This window comes from Rhodanobacter terrae, from assembly GCF_042657005.1.
Taxonomy (GTDB): Bacteria; Pseudomonadota; Gammaproteobacteria; order Xanthomonadales; family Rhodanobacteraceae; genus Rhodanobacter; species Rhodanobacter terrae.
This window is the reverse complement of record NZ_JBHSNG010000003.1, coordinates 196,979-212,812: the sequence shown is the minus strand read 5'-3', so window position 1 is coordinate 212,812 and position 15,834 is coordinate 196,979. Positions and strand designations below refer to the sequence as shown.

Below are 15,834 nucleotides of genomic sequence, written 5' to 3'. Positions count from 1 at the left end.
CCCCTACAATGGCGGGCAGGTTCCGGAGCAAGCATGAGCGCGATCAACCACACCGTGGCCGCACTGGCCGAGCGATTCGAGCTGAGGTTCAAAGGCGACGGCGAGCGCGTCATCGACGGCGTCGGCACGCTGGCCGGCGCCGGACCCAGCCAGTTGAGCTTTCTCTCCAACAGCAAATACACCGCCCAGTTGACCGCGACCGGCGCCGGCGTGGTGGTGCTGCGCGAGGAAAACCTCCCCGATTGTCCGACCTCGGCCCTGATCGCCAAGGATCCGTACGTCGCCTACGCACAGATCGCCGCCTTGTTCGAACGGCTGCCGACGACGCCATCGGGTATCCACCCCAGCGCCGTGGTCGCCGCCGATGCGCGAATCAGCGCCAGCGCCAGCATCGGTCCGTGCTGCGTGGTCGGAGACGGTGCCGTGATCGAGGACGGCGTCATCCTTGGCCCGCACTGCATCATCGGCGAACACTGCACGGTCGGTGTCCAATCGCGGCTGATAGCGCGGGTCACCCTGGTCACCCGGGTCACGCTGGGCAAGCGTGTACTGGTACATCCCGGCGCGGTGATCGGTTCGGACGGCTTCGGCCTCGCGTTCGACTCCGATCGCGGCCGTTGGATCAAGCTGCCGCAGCTCGGCGGCGTGCGCATCGGTGACGACTGCGAGATCGGCGCCAACACCACGATCGACCGCGGAGCGCTGGACGATACCGTGCTGGAAGAAGATGTGCGGCTCGACAACCAGATCCAGATCGCCCACAACGTGCACGTCGGTGCGCACACGGCCATGGCCGGTTGCGCCGCGGTCGCCGGCAGCGCGAAGATCGGCCGTTATTGCATGATCGGCGGCAATGCCGGCGTGCTCGGCCATCTGGAACTGACCGACCGGGTTACCATTACTGCCAAGAGCCTGGTCACCCATTCGATTCGCGAGCCCGGCGAATATTCTTCCGGCGTGCCGCTGCAGGACAACCGCCAATGGCGCAGGAACGCGGCGCGCTTCAAACATCTGGACGAGTACGCGCGCCGGTTGTCGGCGCTGGAGAAGGACAGCAACAATGAGTGATAAAACCAGTCACCTGTCGTTACCGATCAACGTCGAGCAGATCCAGGCGCTGCTGCCGCATCGCTACCCGTTTCTGCTGGTGGACCGCGTCACCGAGATCGTGCCCAATGTCAGCGTCGTCGCGATCAAGAACGTGACGATCAACGAGCCGTTCTTCCAGGGCCACTTTCCCGGCCATCCGGTGATGCCCGGCGTACTGATCGTCGAGGCGATGGCACAGAGCGCCGGATTGCTGACCCAGATCAGCCGACATCTCAATGGCGACAGGAGCAGCCCGCTGTTCTATCTGGTCAAGATCGACAACGCGCGTTTCAGCGCGCCGGTGGTCCCCGGCGACCAGCTGCGCTTCGAGGTTGCGCAGAAACGCCTGGTGCGTGGCATGGGTCTGTTCGTGGCGCGAACCCTGGTCGACGGCAAGGAAGTGGCCAGCTGCGAACTGATGTGCGCCGCGAGGACCGAAAAGTGATTCATCCCACCGCGCTGATCGATCCCTCCGCCGTCATCGGCGTCAACGTCAGCATCGGCGCCTACAGCGTGATCGGTGCCGAAGTGGAAATCGGCGACGGCACGGTGATCGGCCCGCATGTGGTGATCGAGGGCCCGACCAGGATAGGCCGCGACAATCGCATCACCCAGTTCGCCTCGCTCGGCGGCGCCCCGCAGGACAAGAAGTTTGCCGGTGAGCGGACCGAACTGGTGATCGGCGACCGCAACCTGATCCGCGAATTCGCCACCATCAATCGCGGCACCGGTGACGGCGGCGGCGCCACCCGAATCGGCAACGACAACTGGGTGCTCGCCTACGTACACGTGGCGCATGACTGCCAGATCGGCAACAACGTGGTGTTCTCCAACTACGCGGCACTGGCCGGCCATGTGTCGATCGGCGACTGGACCATCCTCTCCGGCTATTCCGGCGTACACCAGTTCTGCAAGGTCGGTGCGCACGCCTTCATCGGCATGGGATGCCTGGTCGGCCACGACGTGCCGCCGTTCGTGATGATGGCGAACGAACAGCAAGGGCGCCCGCGCGGAATCAACAGCGAAGGCCTGAAGCGCCGTGGCTTCGATGCTACCCGCATCGCAGCGATCAAGCGTGCCTACCGAACCTTGTACATGGCCGGCCTGTCCCTGCCCGAGGCACGCGAAAAGCTGATCGAACAGGCGCAACAGAGCGCCGACGTGCGGGCCATGCTCGAATTTCTCGATCACAGCGAACGGTCGCTCGCCCGCTAGCGCGGGAATCGGGAATGGAGAATCGGGAATGGCCAGCAGCCGAAGCAACAAGCAGCCTCATGCCCGCCCTGCGCCACAGTACCTGTTGACATCATGACAGCTACTGACCAAACCCCCACGGGAAGCCCGGCTCCAGCCATTCCCCATCCCCCATTCCCGATTCCCGGCGCCCCGCTCATCGCCATCCTCGCCGGCGAAGACTCCGGCGACCAGCTCGGCGCCGACCTGGTGATCGCGCTGCGTCAACGTTATCCGCAGGCGCGATTCGTCGGCATCGGCGGCGCGCGCATGCAGGCGCAGGGTTTCGAGTCGTGGTACGACATCCGAGAGCTTTCGCTGTTCGGCTTCAGCGAGGTGATCAGCCATCTGCCGCGACTGCTGCGCCTGCGCAAGGCTCTCGTCGCGCGTCTGCGGCAGGCGAAGCCCGCCGTGGTGGTCGGCATCGACGCACCCGATTTCAATCTCGGCGTGGAGCAGCGGCTGAAACACGCGGGGCTGTTGACCGTGCATTACGTCAGCCCGTCGGTCTGGGCCTGGCGCGAAAAACGCGCCGAGAAGATCGGTCGCAGCGCCCAACGCGTGCTCTGCCTGTTTCCGATGGAACCGGCGATCTACGCCAAACACGGCATTGATGCCCGCTTCGTCGGCCATCCGCTGGCCGATCGTTTCGCGCTGGTATCCGATCGCGTCGGCGCGCGCGATTTCCTGCAGTTGCCGCAACAGGCGCCCGTACTGGCGGTGTTGCCGGGAAGCCGGCCGTCCGAAGTGGCGAGGCTCGGCCGTATTTTCATCGACGCCGCCAGCCAGGTCGCCGCCGCGTTGCCGGGGCTGCGCATCGTGATTCCCGCTGCCAATCCGCAGGTGCACGCCAGGCTCAAGGAATTGCTGGGCAACGGACCGCTCGATGAAGCGGCGCCCCTGCTGCTGGATGGCCATGCGCATGAGGCCATGCTGGCCGCCGATGTAGTGCTGCTGGCTTCCGGTACCGCCACGCTGGAGGCGATGCTGGCCAAGCGGCCGATGGTGGTCGGCTACCGGGTCGCACCGCTGAGCTACCGCATCGCCCGCGCCATGAAAATGTTGAAGACCGATGTCTACGCGCTGCCCAATATTCTGGCGCGCGCAACTGGCATAGGCGATCGGCTGGTACCCGAACTGATGCAGGACGACTGCACCGCGGGAAACCTGGCCGGCGCCACCCTTGCGCTGTTCCGCGACAGCGAGCGGCGCGGCCTGATCGTCGCCGCGTTCGAGCAGTTGCACCAGGCGTTGCGCGGCGGGCTGAAAGGTCATGCGGGAGATCGCGCGGCCGCCGCCATTGCCGAATTGATCAACGAGAAACAAGCCGATGGGTAAGCTTTCCGCGACCAGCAACCCTCCGCCCCCATCATGTTTCGCCCGCAAGGAGAATCTCTTCGGTCGCCGGCAGGGAGAGGAGACAGCAAAAAGCTTTTTCACCGCAGGGGTGGACGAGGCCGGTCGCGGCCCGCTGGCCGGCCCCCTGGCGGTAGCCGCCGTCATTCTCGATCCGGATCGCCCGATCGCCGGTCTCGACGATTCCAAGAAACTCAGCGAGGCGAAGCGCGAGGCGCTGTACCCGCAGATCATCGAACGAGCGGTAGCCTATTGCATCGTGTTGATCGAGCGGGACGAGATCGACCGCGTGAACATCTTCCAGGCCACCATGGCCGGCATGACCCGTGCGGTAGCCGGCCTCACGCCGGCGGCCCACGAAGCCATGATCGACGGCAACATGCTGCCGAAGGACCTGCCCTGCCGCGGCCGTGCGATTGTCGGCGGCGACGCGCTGGAGCCCGCGATCAGCGCCGCCTCGATCCTGGCCAAGGTCAGCCGCGACCGGCTGATGGTAGCGCTCGATGCCATTCATCCCGGCTACGGCTTCGCGATCCACAAAGGCTATTCGACCCCGGCGCACCTGACCGCGTTGCGGCAGCTCGGGCCGTGCGCGCAGCATCGCCGGAGCTTTGCGCCGGTGCGCATGCTGCTGGACCAGGCGAGTCTGTTCTGATCGGCCGACCGGTGTGCCGGTTCCGACGCGGCCTCCGGTCGTCGCTTGCGCGACCGGGCATCCAAGGAAATGCCCTTACCGGCGAACCTGCCCTTGAATGTCGTCTCGATCAATCCCTGGGAAAGGAGCGACTTTCGTGTGCAGCTCCCGCGCGCGCCGAGAAGGACTCTGCCGGGATTGCTTATCACGCGGGACGATGAGAGTGCGATCGGCCAGCCCTACGGTGCCGACCACTCCGTCATGGCGATGCTGCATCGGGATGGCAGATGACCCTATTGCCGGCGGATTGCGGGCGCCGACAGGCTTCGCGCAAACCGTACAGAAGTCAATCTTGCCGCTGGACAGAGCGCCGGTTAGCCTGCGTGGACTCACCGCGCAAATCCGCATGACCGTCCGCTATACCCACCTGCACCTGCACAGCGAATACTCGCTGGTAGACTCGACCATCCGCATCAAGGCGCTGGTCGCCGCCTGCGTGCGCGACGGCATCCCGGCGGTGGCGCTGACCGACGAATGCAACATGTTCGCGCTGGTGAAGTTCTACAAGGCGTGCAACGCGGCCGGCATCAAGCCGATCGGCGGTTGCGACCTGTGGATCAGCGCGCCGGACGACCCGCGCCCGTGGCGGCTTACCTTGCTGTGCCAGAACCACGCGGGCTATCTCAACCTGTCGCGACTGGTTTCACGCGCATGGCAGGAAGGACAGCACGGTGGCCGCGCCCTGGTCGAAGCCGGCTGGCTGAGCGCCGACGCCAGCGGCGGACTGATCGCCCTGCTGGGGCGCGACAGCGAGGTCGGCCGCATCGCGGTGAACCAGGGCATCGAGGCGGCGCTGGCGAAGCTGCGCCCGTTGACCCGACTGTTCCCCGATCGGCTGTACCTGGAACTGACCCGCTGCGGCCGCGACGGCGAGGAGAACTGGAATGCCGTCGCGCTGACCCTCGCCGCCGAACTCGGCTTGCCGGTCCTCGCCAGCAACGACGTGCGCTTCCTGACGCAGGACGACTACGGCGCGCACGAGGCACGCGTGTGCATCAATCAAGGCCGCGTGCTGGCCGATCCGAAACGTCCGCGCGACTACAGCGATCAGCAATACCTGAAAACGCCCGACGAGATGGCCGAGCTGTTCGCCGACCTTCCCGAAGCACTGGAAAACACCGTCGAACTGGCCAGGCGCTGCACGCTGGAACTGGAATTCGGCAAGTACTACCTGCCCGATTTTCCGGTGCCCGAAGGCTACGACCTCGACAGCTACATCCGCGAACTGTCGCGCCAGGGCCTGAAGGAGCGCCTCGCCCTGGCGCCGCTCGCCGCCGGCCATACGCTGGCCGACTACGAGGCGCGGCTGGAACGCGAGCTGGACGTCATCATCAAGATGGGCTTCCCCGGCTACTTCCTGATCGTCTCGGACTTCATCCGCTGGGGCAAGGATAACGGCATTCCGGTCGGCCCGGGCCGCGGCTCGGGCGCCGGTTCGCTGGTCGCCTGGGCGCTGAAGATCACCGACCTCGATCCATTGCAGTTCAACCTGCTGTTCGAGCGCTTCCTCAATCCGGAACGCGTGTCGATGCCCGACTTCGACATCGACTTCTGCATGGATCGCCGCGACGAGGTGATCGACTACGTGTCGCGCAAGTACGGGCGCGACCGCGTCAGCCAGATCATCACCTACGGCTCGATGGCGGCCAAGGCGGTGCTGCGCGACTCCGGCCGCGTGCTCGGCATGGGTTACAGCCAGGTCGACAAGCTGGCCAAGCTGATCCCGCCGCGGCCGCTCGATCTCACCTTGTCCGACGCGCTCGGCCGTTCGGAGAAATCGAAGAAGGAGACCGACCGCGTCGTCAAGGAGTTCTGCGAGGCCTACGAGCACGACGAAGACGCCCGCGCGCTGATCGACCTCGCGCTGAAGCTGGAAAACCTCACCCGCAACGCCGGCAAGCACGCCGGCGGCGTGGTGATCGCGCCGACTCCGCTGACCGACTTCGCACCGCTGTACTGCGAAGCGGGCGGGGGCGGGGTAGTGACCCAGTACGACAAGGACGACGTGGAAGCGGTCGGCCTCGTGAAGTTCGACTTTCTCGGCCTGCGCACGCTGACCATCATCGACTGGGCGGTGAAAGCGATCAACGCGCGCCGCGCGACATCCGGCGAAGCGCCGCTGGATATCGCGCAACTTCCGCTGGACGATCCAAAGCCTTACGAGCTTCTGAAAAAGGCGCAGACCGTCGCCGTGTTCCAGCTCGAATCGTCCGGCATGCAGCGCATGCTGAAGGACGCCAGGCCCGATCGCTTCGAGGACATCATCGCGCTGGTGGCGCTGTATCGTCCCGGCCCGATGGACCTGATTCCCAGCTTCATCGCGCGCAAGCACGGCCGCGAAGAGGTGGAGTATCCCGATCCGCGCGTCGAGCCGATCCTGCAGGAGACCTACGGCATCATGGTCTACCAGGAGCAGGTGATGCAGATGGCGCAGATCGTCGGCGGCTACTCGCTCGGCGGCGCCGACCTGCTGCGCCGCGCGATGGGCAAGAAAGACGTCGAGAAGATGGCGAAGGAGCGCGCCAAGTTCCGCGAGGGCGCTGCGAAGGACGGCCTGGCCGGCGACAAGGCCGATACCATCTTCGACCTGATGGAAAAATTCGCCGGCTACGGCTTCAACAAGTCGCACGCCGCCGCGTATGCGCTGGTCTCCTACCAGACCGCCTGGCTGAAAGCGCATTACCCCGCCGAGTTCATGGCCGCGACGATTTCGTCGGACATGGACAACACCGACAAGGCGGTGACCTTCCTCGACGAATCGCGCGCGCTAGGCATCACCGTGCAGCCGCCGGACGTCAACGCGTCGGAATACATGTTCGTCGCGGTCGAGCCGGACGCTTCGTCCGCTGCCTCGCGCCGGGGCGCCCACGTGATCCAGTACGGACTCGGTGCAATCAAAGGTGTCGGCCAGGGTGCGTGCGAGGCGATCGTTGCCGAACGCGCGCATGGCGCCTATACCGACCTGGCCGACTTCTGCCGCCGGGTCGATCCGACCAAGCTCAACCGCCGCGTACTAGAAGCGTTGATCCTGTCCGGTGCACTGGACGCGCTGGCGCCGAACCGCGCCAGCCTGATGCTGCAGCTGCCCGATGCGATCAAGGCCGCCGAGCAGCATCTGCGCGACAGGCAGTCCGGCCAGAACGACATGTTTGGCGCCGCGACGGGCGCCCTGACACCGGTGGTGCACATCAACCTGCCGATCGTGCCGGAATGGCCGCTGGAGCAGAAGCTGCAAGGCGAGCGCGACACGCTGGGGCATTACCTGTCCGGCCATCCGACCGATCCGTGGAAGGACGAGCTGGCTCAGTTGTCCACCTGCCCGCTGGGCGAGATCGGCGACCGCTACCAGCCGCCGAAACCGCGCAAGAACGATGACGGCGACAACAATCGTTTCCGCCGCGGGCCGGACACGCCCTGGACCGTCGCCGGCATGGTCACCGCCGTGCGCAAACGCGGCGACAGCGATGCGTTCGTGCGGTTGGAAGACGGCAGCGGCATCATCGAGGTGAGTTTCTTCGGCGAGCTTTACCAGCAGGTCGCGCCGCTGCTCACCCGCGATCAGATGCTGATCGTCGACGGCGGGCTGCGCATCGACGACTTCTCCGGCGGCGGCTTCCAGCTGCGCGCGCGCAGCGCCTGTTCGCTGGCCGACGCCTGCCGCAGGTATGCGCGACTGCTGCAACTGAAATTGAACGGGGTCGGCCCCGACTTCATCGCCCAGCTGCAACATGTGCTGGCCGGCTACCGCGGCGGCCGCGCCAGCGTGATGCTGCACGGCTACCGCAACCGCAACGCCCAGGCCGACATCGAACTGGGCGAAGCATGGCGCGTGGACGCCATCCCCGACCTGCTGCGCGCCGTGCGCGCGCTGCCCGGCGTGCAGGCAACCCGTCTGCGCATCATCAAGCAGCAGGATTGAACGGCCGCCCTCTACCGTTTGCCGCCACGCTCCATCATCGCCTTCAGGTCGGCAAATGGGTTGCCGGTGGCCGGCGGCGCCTCCTCGACTTCCATCACGCCTCCCCGCACGTGGTCGATGTGCCGCGAGTGCTCGTTGTCGTGGCAGTACACGCACAGCAGCTCCCAATTGCTGCCGTCCGGCGGGTTGAAGTCGTGGTCGTGGTTGCGGTGGTGCACGGTCAGTTCCTGCAGGTTCGCGCGAGTGAACTCGCGCGCGCAGCGGCCACACACCCACGGATACATCTTCAGCGCTCGCTCGCGGTAGCCCAGCTCGCGCTGTTCGGCGTTGCGGCGCGCCTCGGCCACGATGCGGTCCAGCTTGGCGTTGTCGATGGGCGATTTGGGCATGGTCGGACCGGTTCATCCATACGGAATGGGTGGACGATAACGCAATCGGGCATGGCATGGCGGCCATCTGCCGAACCCGTCACAGCCATACGGCGGCGTTCTCGCGTTTTCACGGGGGACGGTATACTGAGCCGCTCTGTGCCACGAAATGCAACGAATGAACCCAAACTTCCTCGATTTCGAACAACCGATCGCCGAACTGGAAGCGAAGATCGAAGAACTTCGCCATGCCAGCAGTGGCCAGGCGTTCAACATCGACGAGGAAGTCGGGCGTCTGCGCGAGAAGCTGAAGATCAAGACCGCCGACATCTTCCGCAACCTCAACTCGTGGCAGACCACCCAGCTGTCGCGCCATCCGGCCCGGCCGTACACGCTCGACTACATCGGCGTGATCTGCGAGGAATTCCACGAACTGGCCGGCGACCGCATGTATGCGGACGATGCCGCCATCGTTGGGGGCATCGGCCGCATCAACGGCCGACCGGTGATGATCATCGGTCACCAGAAGGGGCGCGATACCAAAACCAAGGTGCGCCGCAACTTCGGCATGCCGCGCCCGGAGGGTTACCGCAAGGCGCTGCGCCTGATGAAGATGGCCGAGCGATTCGGCCTGCCGCTGCTGACGCTGATCGACACGCCAGGAGCGTATCCCGGCGTCGGCGCGGAGGAACGCGGCCAGAGCGAGGCGATCGCGCGCAACCTGCTGGAAATGGCCGAACTGAAGGTGCCGATCGTGTGCACCGTGATCGGCGAAGGCGGTTCCGGCGGCGCGTTGGCGATCGGCGTCGGCGACCGCACCTTGATGCTGCAGTACTCGACCTATTCGGTAATCTCGCCGGAAGGCTGCGCCTCGATCCTGTGGAAGAGCCCTGACAAGGTGAAAGACGCCGCCGAAGCGCTGGGCATGACCGCTCCGCGTCTGCTGGAGCTGGGCCTGATCGACAAGCTGGTACGCGAGCCGCTGGGCGGCGCCCATCGCAATCCCCGTTCGATGGCGGTGCGCCTGAAAGCCGTGCTGCTGAAGCAGCTCGATGAACTGCAGGCCATGCCAGTCACCGACCTGCTGGAGCAGCGCTACAAGCGCCTGCGTAGCTACGGTGCGTATCAGGAATAACCCGGGGCCACTGTAGGAGCCCAACTTGTGGGCGATGCTCTTCGCTCGGGATTCAGGACAAAGGCATCGCCCACAAGTGGGCTCCTACAAATGGAGCGTTGCGGCGCTACCATCGGCCCATCCTCTCCGACGGATCACCGCCATGGCCCACGACACCACCAAGCTCGCCGTCCTGATCGACGCCGACAACGCCCGCCCGGCGATCGTCGAGGGCCTGCTTGCGGAGATCGCCAAATACGGCACCGCGCACGTCAAGCGCATCTACGGCGACTGGACCAAGCCCGATCTCAACGGCTGGAAGGAGGTGCTGCTGCGCCACTCGATCCAGCCGATCCAGCAGTTCCGCTACACCGTCGGCAAGAACGCCACCGACTCGGCGATGATCATCGACGCGATGGACCTGCTCTACGCCGAGCGCTTCGACGGCTTCTGCATCGTCTCCAGCGACAGCGACTTTACCCGGCTCGCCTCGCGCATCCGCGAATCCGGCCGTATCGTCTACGGCTTCGGCGAGAAGAAGACGCCCGAGCCGTTCCGTACCGCCTGCGACAAATTCATCTATACCGAAGTGCTCGCCGGTTCGACTACCGCCACCGCCGAAGCCGCGCCGAAACAGCGCTCGGCCAAGGAGCTGCGCAACGACACACACCTGCTCAACCTGCTGCGCGGTGCGATCGAGGCTGCCTCGGACGACACCGGCTGGGCCGGGCTGGGCGCGATCGGCAGCATCATCAACAAGCAGTCGCCCGATTTCGACTCGCGCAACTACGGCTACGGCAAGCTCAGCGGGCTGATCAAGGGCATCGGCTTGTTCGATACCGAGGAACGCCAGATCGGCAACGGCAAGCATCTCTACGTGCGGCCCCGCGTCCCAAAGAAATGAGCGATTCGAAGTGAACGATCCGCTGCGCCAGCATCTGCTCGCCGCCCTGGCGGCCGCGTCGTCGGCGCCGTTGGGTGTCGCGTTCAGCGGTGGCCCGGATTCCACCGCGCTGCTGCATGCGCTGGCACAACTGCCCGAGGCGCGCGCGCGCGGTCTGCGCGCGCTGCATGTCGACCATGGCCTGCACGCCCACAGCGCGGCATGGGCCGAGCACTGCCAACGCTTCTGCGCCACGCTGGAGCTGCCGTGCGAGGTGCTCCGCGTGCAGCTCGACGGCAGCAGAGGCGAAGGACTGGAAGCTGCCGCGCGCCGCGCGCGCTATGACGCGCTCGCCACGCAATTGCGCAACGGCGAGTGGCTGCTGCTCGCCCATCATCGCGACGATCAGGCCGAGACCGTATTGCTGAAACTGCTGCGCGGTGCCGGGCCGGAGGGGCTGGGTGGCATGCGTGAGCTGCGCCCGTTCGGTCGCGGCCGGTTGTGGCGGCCTTTGCTGGCGCTGTCGCGGCAGCAGTTGCGTGACTACGTCGCGACGCATCGGCTGGATTGCATCGACGACCCCTCCAACAGCGACACCCGCATGGCGCGCAACCAGCTGCGCCGCGAAATCCTGCCACGGTTGACGCAGCACTGGCCGCAGGCGGTCGATTCAATCGTGCATAGCGCCGCGCTCAGCCGTGCCGCCGCCGATGCGCTGCAGGTGCAATGGCTGGCCGCGTTCGATGTGCTGCACGATCCGGCCAATGGCAGTCTGCACGCCGCTGGCTGGCTTGCGCTGAATCCCGCACTGCGCGAGCCGCTGCTCGACCACTGGCTGCATGCCCGCGGCTTGCCGGCGCCCACCACCGCGCAGCGGCGGCAGATCGAGCGCCAGTGCGGCGCACGCGCCGGCCAGTTGCCGTGCATTCGCTGGGACGGCGCCGAACTGCATATCTGGAAGGGTCGGCTGTGGGCATTGACGCCCGAAGTCGTCGTCGACACCGGCCGGGAGTTGTCCTGGCACGGCGAACCGGTAGCGCTACCCGACGGCGGCAAGTTATCGCTGACCGATGCCGGCGCCCGCCTCGCCGAACCGCTGAGCTTGCGCCTGCGCCGCGGCGGCGAACGCATCAAGCCCGCCGGCGATGCGCATACACGCGAGCTGCGCGACCTGTTCCAGCAAGGGCTGGTGCCGCCGTGGCAGCGCGCAGCCTGCCCGCTGCTGTATGCCGGCGGCGAACTGGTCGCGGTGGCCGACCGCTGGGTCAGCGCACGCGGCGCGGCGATTTTCCAGCAAGCCCGTGCCCGGCCACACTGGCAGCCGGCACGCTGATTCCGGTCACGCAATCAGCGTTGCCGACCCTCGCGCAGATTGATTCCGGACGGCCGCTGCGTTAGCGTTGCGGGCCATGGCCAAGACCGCACCCGCATCTGTCAAAACCCCGCCCGGCGTCGACTTCGAGCACTCCCTGGATGAACTGGAGCAGTTGGTCGCACGGATGGAAGGCGGCGAGCTGAGCCTGGACGAATCGCTGGCCTCGTTCGAGCGCGGCATCGGCCTGTTCCGTCATTGCCAGCAGTCGCTGCAGCAAGCCGAATTGCGCGTGCGCCTGCTGCTCGATCCCGATGCCCCCGACAGCGCCGAACCGTTTGAACCCGAACTCTGAGCTGGGCCCTGCACTGCGAGCGCTGACCGTCCGTGCCGAACAGGCACTGAGCCGTAGCCTGCCGCCGGCCGAACAATCCCCTGCAGAACTCCATCGCGCGATGCGCTACGCCGTGCTTGGCGGCGGCAAGCGGCTGCGTCCGCTGCTGGTCTACGCCAGTGCGCATGCGCTTGGCGAAGATGGTCCGCAACTCGACGCGGCGGCCTGCGCGGTGGAGCTGATCCACGCCTACTCGCTGGTGCACGACGATCTGCCGGCGATGGACGACGACGCGCTGCGCCGCGGCCGGCCGACCTGCCATGTCGTGTTCGGCGAAGCGATGGCGATCCTCGCCGGCGACGCGTTGCAGGCACTGGCGTTCGAGCTTCTCGCCGATGACCCCACCCGGCGGATCGACGCGAACACCGGCATGGCGATGCTGCGCGCGCTGGGCCGCGCCTGCGGCGCCGAGGGCATGGCCGGCGGCCAGGCACTCGACCTCGCCGCGGTCGGCCGCCCGCTGACACTCATCGAACTGGAACACATGCACGCCTGCAAGACCGGCGCGCTGATCCGCGCCTCGGTACAGCTCGGTGCGCTGATGGCCGGCGCCGATGCCGGCACGCTGGATGCACTCGATCGTTACGCCCATGCCGTCGGCCTGGCGTTCCAGGTGCGCGACGACATCCTCGATGTGGAAGGCGAATCGGCGGTGATCGGCAAGACCGCCGGCAAGGACGCCGCCGCCGACAAGCCCACCTTCCCCTCGATCATCGGCCTCGACGCCTCGCGCGCACGGCTGGCGGAATTGACCGAGTCCGCACTGGCCGCGATCGCGACCCTGGGCGACCCTGCCTCGCTACTGGCCGAGCTGGCACGCTACACCGCCTGTCGCGTGCATTGAAAAGGGCGGCTTGCGCCGCCCTCGTTCAATCCGCCGGAACGCCGTTCCCGATCAGGCCACGCCTTCCTTCGGGTCGGCGCCGTACTGGCTGGTGCCCTGGTCGCCGGGAAGCGCAAACAGCACGATGATCCAGACTATGCCGGCGACCGGGATCACCGTAACCAGCCACCACCAGCCGCTGCGGCCGGTGTCATGCAGCCGGCGCACGCCTACCGCTCACCCCTGCGAACAGGACGGCCCCGTGTCGCCGATCCACTCACCCGATCGGAGACTGCGCGAGTCTATGGGAAATATGCCGCATGCCGCCATGTGCGTCGGCGGCACCGAACCCGATTCAATTGACCAGCCGCAGCGCGAACGGGTAGCGATACAGAGTCCCCTCGTTGGCCTTGATCGTGCCGACGATCACGAACACCAGCCAGAGGATCACCAGTACCGGCAACAGCAGGAATCCGATCAGCACGATGCACAGCAGTCCGCACACGACCGCGGCAAGCGCCACGGTGATGTTGAAGTTCAGCGCCTCTTTGCCCTGGTCGTCGACGAACGGCATGGTGTCTTTCTTGATCAGCCAGATCACCAGCGGACCGATGATGCTGCCGAACGGCATGACCAGGCCGGCCAATGCCGACAGATGCGCAAACGTCGCCCACTGACGCTCTTCGGCGGACGGAACCGCGATCACCGGATCGCTTGGCGGTGGCGGTGGCGGAGTGACGGACTCGGGTGGAACGCTCATGCGTATCTCCTTGAAGTCAAGTGAGAACTGGCGTCGCCAGCTGGGCTGTTGACAGCTGGCCGGCCGTGCCGGGTGCATCGATGCTAGCAAGCCCTGGCCACTTTGCCGAGTGAACTTTCGACCTATGAAAACCCGCAGCCGGCTACTCGCCGGCCACGGTCATCCGCTCCAGCAGGATCGAGCCACTGAGAATGTGCGAACGTCGGTCTACATCGGTGCCTACGGCAAGGATCCCGGCGAGCATTTCGCGCAGATTCGCCGCGATGGTGATGCCTTCCACCGGATACGCGATCTGCCCGTTCTCGACCCAGAACCCGGATGCACCACGCGAGTAATCGCCGGTGACAGTGGACACACCCTGCCCCATCACCTCGGTCACCAGCAACCCGGTGCCCATGCGCTGCAGCAGACCTGCGAAGTTGTCCTGCGAGTGGTCCGCGCTGCCCGAATCGACGATCAGGTTATGGATGCCGCCGGCATTGCCGGTCGATTCCAGCCCCAGCTTGCGCGCCGAATAGCTGCCCAGCACATAGCGCGCCAGCACGCCGCCTTCGATCAGCGCACTGTCGCGGGTCGCCACGCCTTCGGCATCGAAACTGCCCGACCCTTGTCCGCGCAACAGCTGGGGCCGCTCGTTGATATTGAGCCACGCGGGCATCACCGGCTTGCCGACGTGATCGAGCAGGAAACTGGCGCGGCGATACAACGCGCCGCCGCTGACCGCGCCCAGCAGATGCCCGATCAGCCCGCGCGCCAGTTCCGGTACGAACAGCACCGGGCATTGCCGCGTCGACAGGCTGCGCGCGCCCATCCGCGCCAACGTGCGCTCTGCAGCCTTGTCGCCCAGCGCTTTCGCACTCATGAAGTCACCGGCAGCACGCACGCTGTCGTACCAGTAATCACGCTGCATGCCGTCCTCGTCGCCGGCGATCAAGGCCAGCGACAGCGAATGCCGCGTGCCGCGCTCGCGCCCGACGAAGCCGTGCGAATTCGCGTAAACCGACACGCCCTGCCCGGCCTGCACGCTGGCACCGTCGGAGTTGCTGATGCCGGCGTGCGCACGACCGGCATCCTCGATCTCGAGGCCCAGCTCGATCGCGCGCGTGGTGTCGATATCCCACGGATGCCACAGGTCGAGGTCGGGAAACGAGGTTGCCATGCGCGAAGCGTCGGCCAGGCCCGCGGCCGGGTCGGCCTCGGTAAAGCGCGCGATCGCGCAGGCCTGGTCCAGCGTGGCCTGGATCGAGTCCGGATGCAGATCGGCCGTACTGGCCGAACCCTTGCGCTGGCCGAAGTACACGGTGAGGCTGAAGCCGCGATCGCGCGTGTGCTCGACCGTCTCCACCTCGCCCAGCCGCACGTTGACGCTCAGCCCCGTGTCGATGCTGGCCGCCACCTCGGCCTGGCTGGCGCCGGCGGTGCGGGCGCGGCGGATCACGTCCTCGGCCAGTTCGGCCAGCCGGTCAAGTTCGGCCTCACTTCGATCCGTCTGACTGCGGTCCTGGCTGGTGGCAACTTCGCTCACGTTGGGCTTTCCTGGGATGTAGGCGGGTAGAATAAGCGGTTCGCGACCGCTGACCATCCAAAATGGGGTCACGGCGACGAAATGAAAAGAGCTGCGGAGAACGCCCATGCAACCCACCGCCGGCATCTATCGTCACTACAAGGGTCAGCGCTATCGCGTGCTGGGCACCGCACATCACAGCGAAACGCTGGAGCCCCTGGTGGTCTATCAGGCGCTCTACGGCGATCACGGCCTGTGGGTGCGCCCGGCCGCGATGTTCAGCGAGACCATCGAGCTGGACGGCGAACCGATCGCCCGCTTCGCGCTGGAGCAAGCCGAAACGACCAGCGATGGCGGAACGCACAGCTGACCCATGCACCACAAC

16 protein-coding genes are annotated in these 15,834 nt (G+C 66.2%); 12 read left to right on the top strand and 4 right to left on the bottom strand.

Annotated features, from left to right (window positions below):
- Positions 1–33 precede the first annotated feature (33 nt).
- The 6 genes from lpxD to dnaE all read left to right on the top strand — a co-directional run bounded on the left by lpxD (position 34) and on the right by dnaE (position 8,291).
- Entirely contained in the window at positions 34–1,068 is a 1,035-nt protein-coding gene (gene lpxD, locus ACFPPB_RS04700) for a UDP-3-O-(3-hydroxymyristoyl)glucosamine N-acyltransferase (RefSeq protein WP_377324859.1), read from the top strand.
- The gene (gene fabZ, locus ACFPPB_RS04695) at positions 1,061–1,534 is read left to right on the top strand and encodes a 3-hydroxyacyl-ACP dehydratase FabZ (protein ID WP_377324857.1); all 474 of its coding nucleotides are present in this window, start codon (positions 1,061–1,063) and stop codon (positions 1,532–1,534) included. Before lpxD ends, fabZ begins: the two co-directional genes overlap by 8 nt.
- Positions 1,531–2,304, top strand: coding sequence for an acyl-ACP--UDP-N-acetylglucosamine O-acyltransferase (gene lpxA, locus ACFPPB_RS04690; RefSeq protein WP_377324855.1), 774 nt, complete (start codon positions 1,531–1,533; stop codon positions 2,302–2,304). Before fabZ ends, lpxA begins: the two co-directional genes overlap by 4 nt.
- A 93-nt stretch (positions 2,305–2,397) precedes the next feature.
- Positions 2,398–3,660, top strand: coding sequence for a lipid-A-disaccharide synthase (gene lpxB / locus ACFPPB_RS04685; protein ID WP_377324853.1), 1,263 nt, complete (start codon positions 2,398–2,400; stop codon positions 3,658–3,660).
- Positions 3,653–4,333: a ribonuclease HII gene (rnhB, locus tag ACFPPB_RS04680; protein WP_377324851.1), complete on the top strand. Its 681-nt coding sequence runs from the start codon at positions 3,653–3,655 to the stop codon at positions 4,331–4,333. The genes lpxB and rnhB overlap by 8 nt, the downstream gene beginning before the upstream one ends.
- A 385-nt stretch (positions 4,334–4,718) precedes the next feature.
- On the top strand, positions 4,719–8,291 hold the full coding sequence (dnaE, locus tag ACFPPB_RS04675) for a DNA polymerase III subunit alpha (protein WP_377324849.1): 3,573 nt from the start codon (positions 4,719–4,721) through the stop codon (positions 8,289–8,291).
- An 11-nt stretch (positions 8,292–8,302) separates the two neighbouring features.
- On the opposite strand, the gene ACFPPB_RS04670 is transcribed toward dnaE, so the two are convergent.
- On the bottom strand, positions 8,303–8,680 hold the full coding sequence (locus ACFPPB_RS04670) for a YajD family HNH nuclease (RefSeq protein ID WP_377324847.1): 378 nt from the start codon (positions 8,678–8,680) through the stop codon (positions 8,303–8,305).
- A gap of 157 nt (positions 8,681–8,837) precedes the next feature.
- On the opposite strand from ACFPPB_RS04670, the gene ACFPPB_RS04665 reads away from it, so the two are divergent.
- The 5 genes from ACFPPB_RS04665 to ACFPPB_RS04645 all read left to right on the top strand — a co-directional run bounded on the left by ACFPPB_RS04665 (position 8,838) and on the right by ACFPPB_RS04645 (position 13,206).
- Positions 8,838–9,794, top strand: a complete 957-nt coding sequence (locus ACFPPB_RS04665; RefSeq protein WP_377324845.1) for an acetyl-CoA carboxylase carboxyltransferase subunit alpha — start codon at positions 8,838–8,840, stop codon at positions 9,792–9,794.
- A gap of 142 nt (positions 9,795–9,936) precedes the next feature.
- Positions 9,937–10,677, top strand: coding sequence for an NYN domain-containing protein (locus ACFPPB_RS04660; RefSeq protein WP_377324843.1), 741 nt, complete (start codon positions 9,937–9,939; stop codon positions 10,675–10,677).
- 10 nt (positions 10,678–10,687) lie between these two features.
- On the top strand, positions 10,688–11,989 hold the full coding sequence (tilS, locus tag ACFPPB_RS04655; protein ID WP_377324841.1) for a tRNA lysidine(34) synthetase TilS: 1,302 nt from the start codon (positions 10,688–10,690) through the stop codon (positions 11,987–11,989).
- 76 nt (positions 11,990–12,065) lie between these two features.
- Positions 12,066–12,323, top strand: a complete 258-nt coding sequence (locus ACFPPB_RS04650; protein WP_377324839.1) for an exodeoxyribonuclease VII small subunit — start codon at positions 12,066–12,068, stop codon at positions 12,321–12,323.
- Complete coding sequence (locus tag ACFPPB_RS04645) at positions 12,307–13,206, top strand: polyprenyl synthetase family protein (protein WP_377324837.1); 900 nt, start codon at positions 12,307–12,309, stop codon at positions 13,204–13,206. Before ACFPPB_RS04650 ends, ACFPPB_RS04645 begins: the two co-directional genes overlap by 17 nt.
- A gap of 51 nt (positions 13,207–13,257) precedes the next feature.
- Here ACFPPB_RS04645 and ACFPPB_RS04640 read toward each other — a convergent pair whose 3' ends face one another.
- From ACFPPB_RS04640 to pmbA, 3 genes are all read right to left on the bottom strand, one after another.
- Entirely contained in the window at positions 13,258–13,413 is a 156-nt protein-coding gene (locus ACFPPB_RS04640) for a DUF805 domain-containing protein (RefSeq protein ID WP_377324835.1), read from the bottom strand.
- Positions 13,414–13,540: 127 nt separating this feature from the next.
- Positions 13,541–13,945: a DUF4870 domain-containing protein gene (locus tag ACFPPB_RS04635; protein ID WP_377324833.1), complete on the bottom strand. Its 405-nt coding sequence runs from the start codon at positions 13,943–13,945 to the stop codon at positions 13,541–13,543.
- Positions 13,946–14,087: 142 nt separating this feature from the next.
- Positions 14,088–15,470 (bottom strand): metalloprotease PmbA, encoded by a 1,383-nt coding sequence (gene pmbA, locus ACFPPB_RS04630; protein ID WP_377324831.1) that lies wholly within the window; start codon positions 15,468–15,470, stop codon positions 14,088–14,090.
- 106 nt (positions 15,471–15,576) lie between these two features.
- Here pmbA and ACFPPB_RS04625 point away from each other — a divergent pair, with 106 nt between their 5' ends.
- A complete protein-coding gene (locus tag ACFPPB_RS04625; RefSeq protein WP_377324829.1) occupies positions 15,577–15,819 on the top strand; it encodes a DUF1653 domain-containing protein in 243 nt (80 codons plus the stop codon).
- Positions 15,820–15,834 lie beyond the last annotated feature (15 nt).

What these genes read in the sequence shown, in the direction of transcription:
- ACFPPB_RS04650 (WP_377324839.1), top strand. Translation starts at nt 12,066, where the DNA reads ATGGCCAAGACCGCACCCGCATCTGTCAAAACCCCGCCCGGCGTCGAC.
- rnhB (WP_377324851.1), top strand. Translation starts at nt 3,653, where the DNA reads ATGGGTAAGCTTTCCGCGACCAGCAACCCTCCGCCCCCATCATGTTTC.
- ACFPPB_RS04635 (WP_377324833.1), bottom strand. Translation starts at nt 13,945, where the DNA reads ATGAGCGTTCCACCCGAGTCCGTCACTCCGCCACCGCCACCGCCAAGC.
- ACFPPB_RS04665 (WP_377324845.1), top strand. Translation starts at nt 8,838, where the DNA reads ATGAACCCAAACTTCCTCGATTTCGAACAACCGATCGCCGAACTGGAA.
- ACFPPB_RS04625 (WP_377324829.1), top strand. Translation starts at nt 15,577, where the DNA reads ATGCAACCCACCGCCGGCATCTATCGTCACTACAAGGGTCAGCGCTAT.
- lpxB (WP_377324853.1), top strand. Translation starts at nt 2,398, where the DNA reads ATGACAGCTACTGACCAAACCCCCACGGGAAGCCCGGCTCCAGCCATT.
- dnaE (WP_377324849.1), top strand. Translation starts at nt 4,719, where the DNA reads ATGACCGTCCGCTATACCCACCTGCACCTGCACAGCGAATACTCGCTG.
- lpxD (WP_377324859.1), top strand. Translation starts at nt 34, where the DNA reads ATGAGCGCGATCAACCACACCGTGGCCGCACTGGCCGAGCGATTCGAG.
- ACFPPB_RS04670 (WP_377324847.1), bottom strand. Translation starts at nt 8,680, where the DNA reads ATGCCCAAATCGCCCATCGACAACGCCAAGCTGGACCGCATCGTGGCC.
- fabZ (WP_377324857.1), top strand. Translation starts at nt 1,061, where the DNA reads ATGAGTGATAAAACCAGTCACCTGTCGTTACCGATCAACGTCGAGCAG.
- ACFPPB_RS04660 (WP_377324843.1), top strand. Translation starts at nt 9,937, where the DNA reads ATGGCCCACGACACCACCAAGCTCGCCGTCCTGATCGACGCCGACAAC.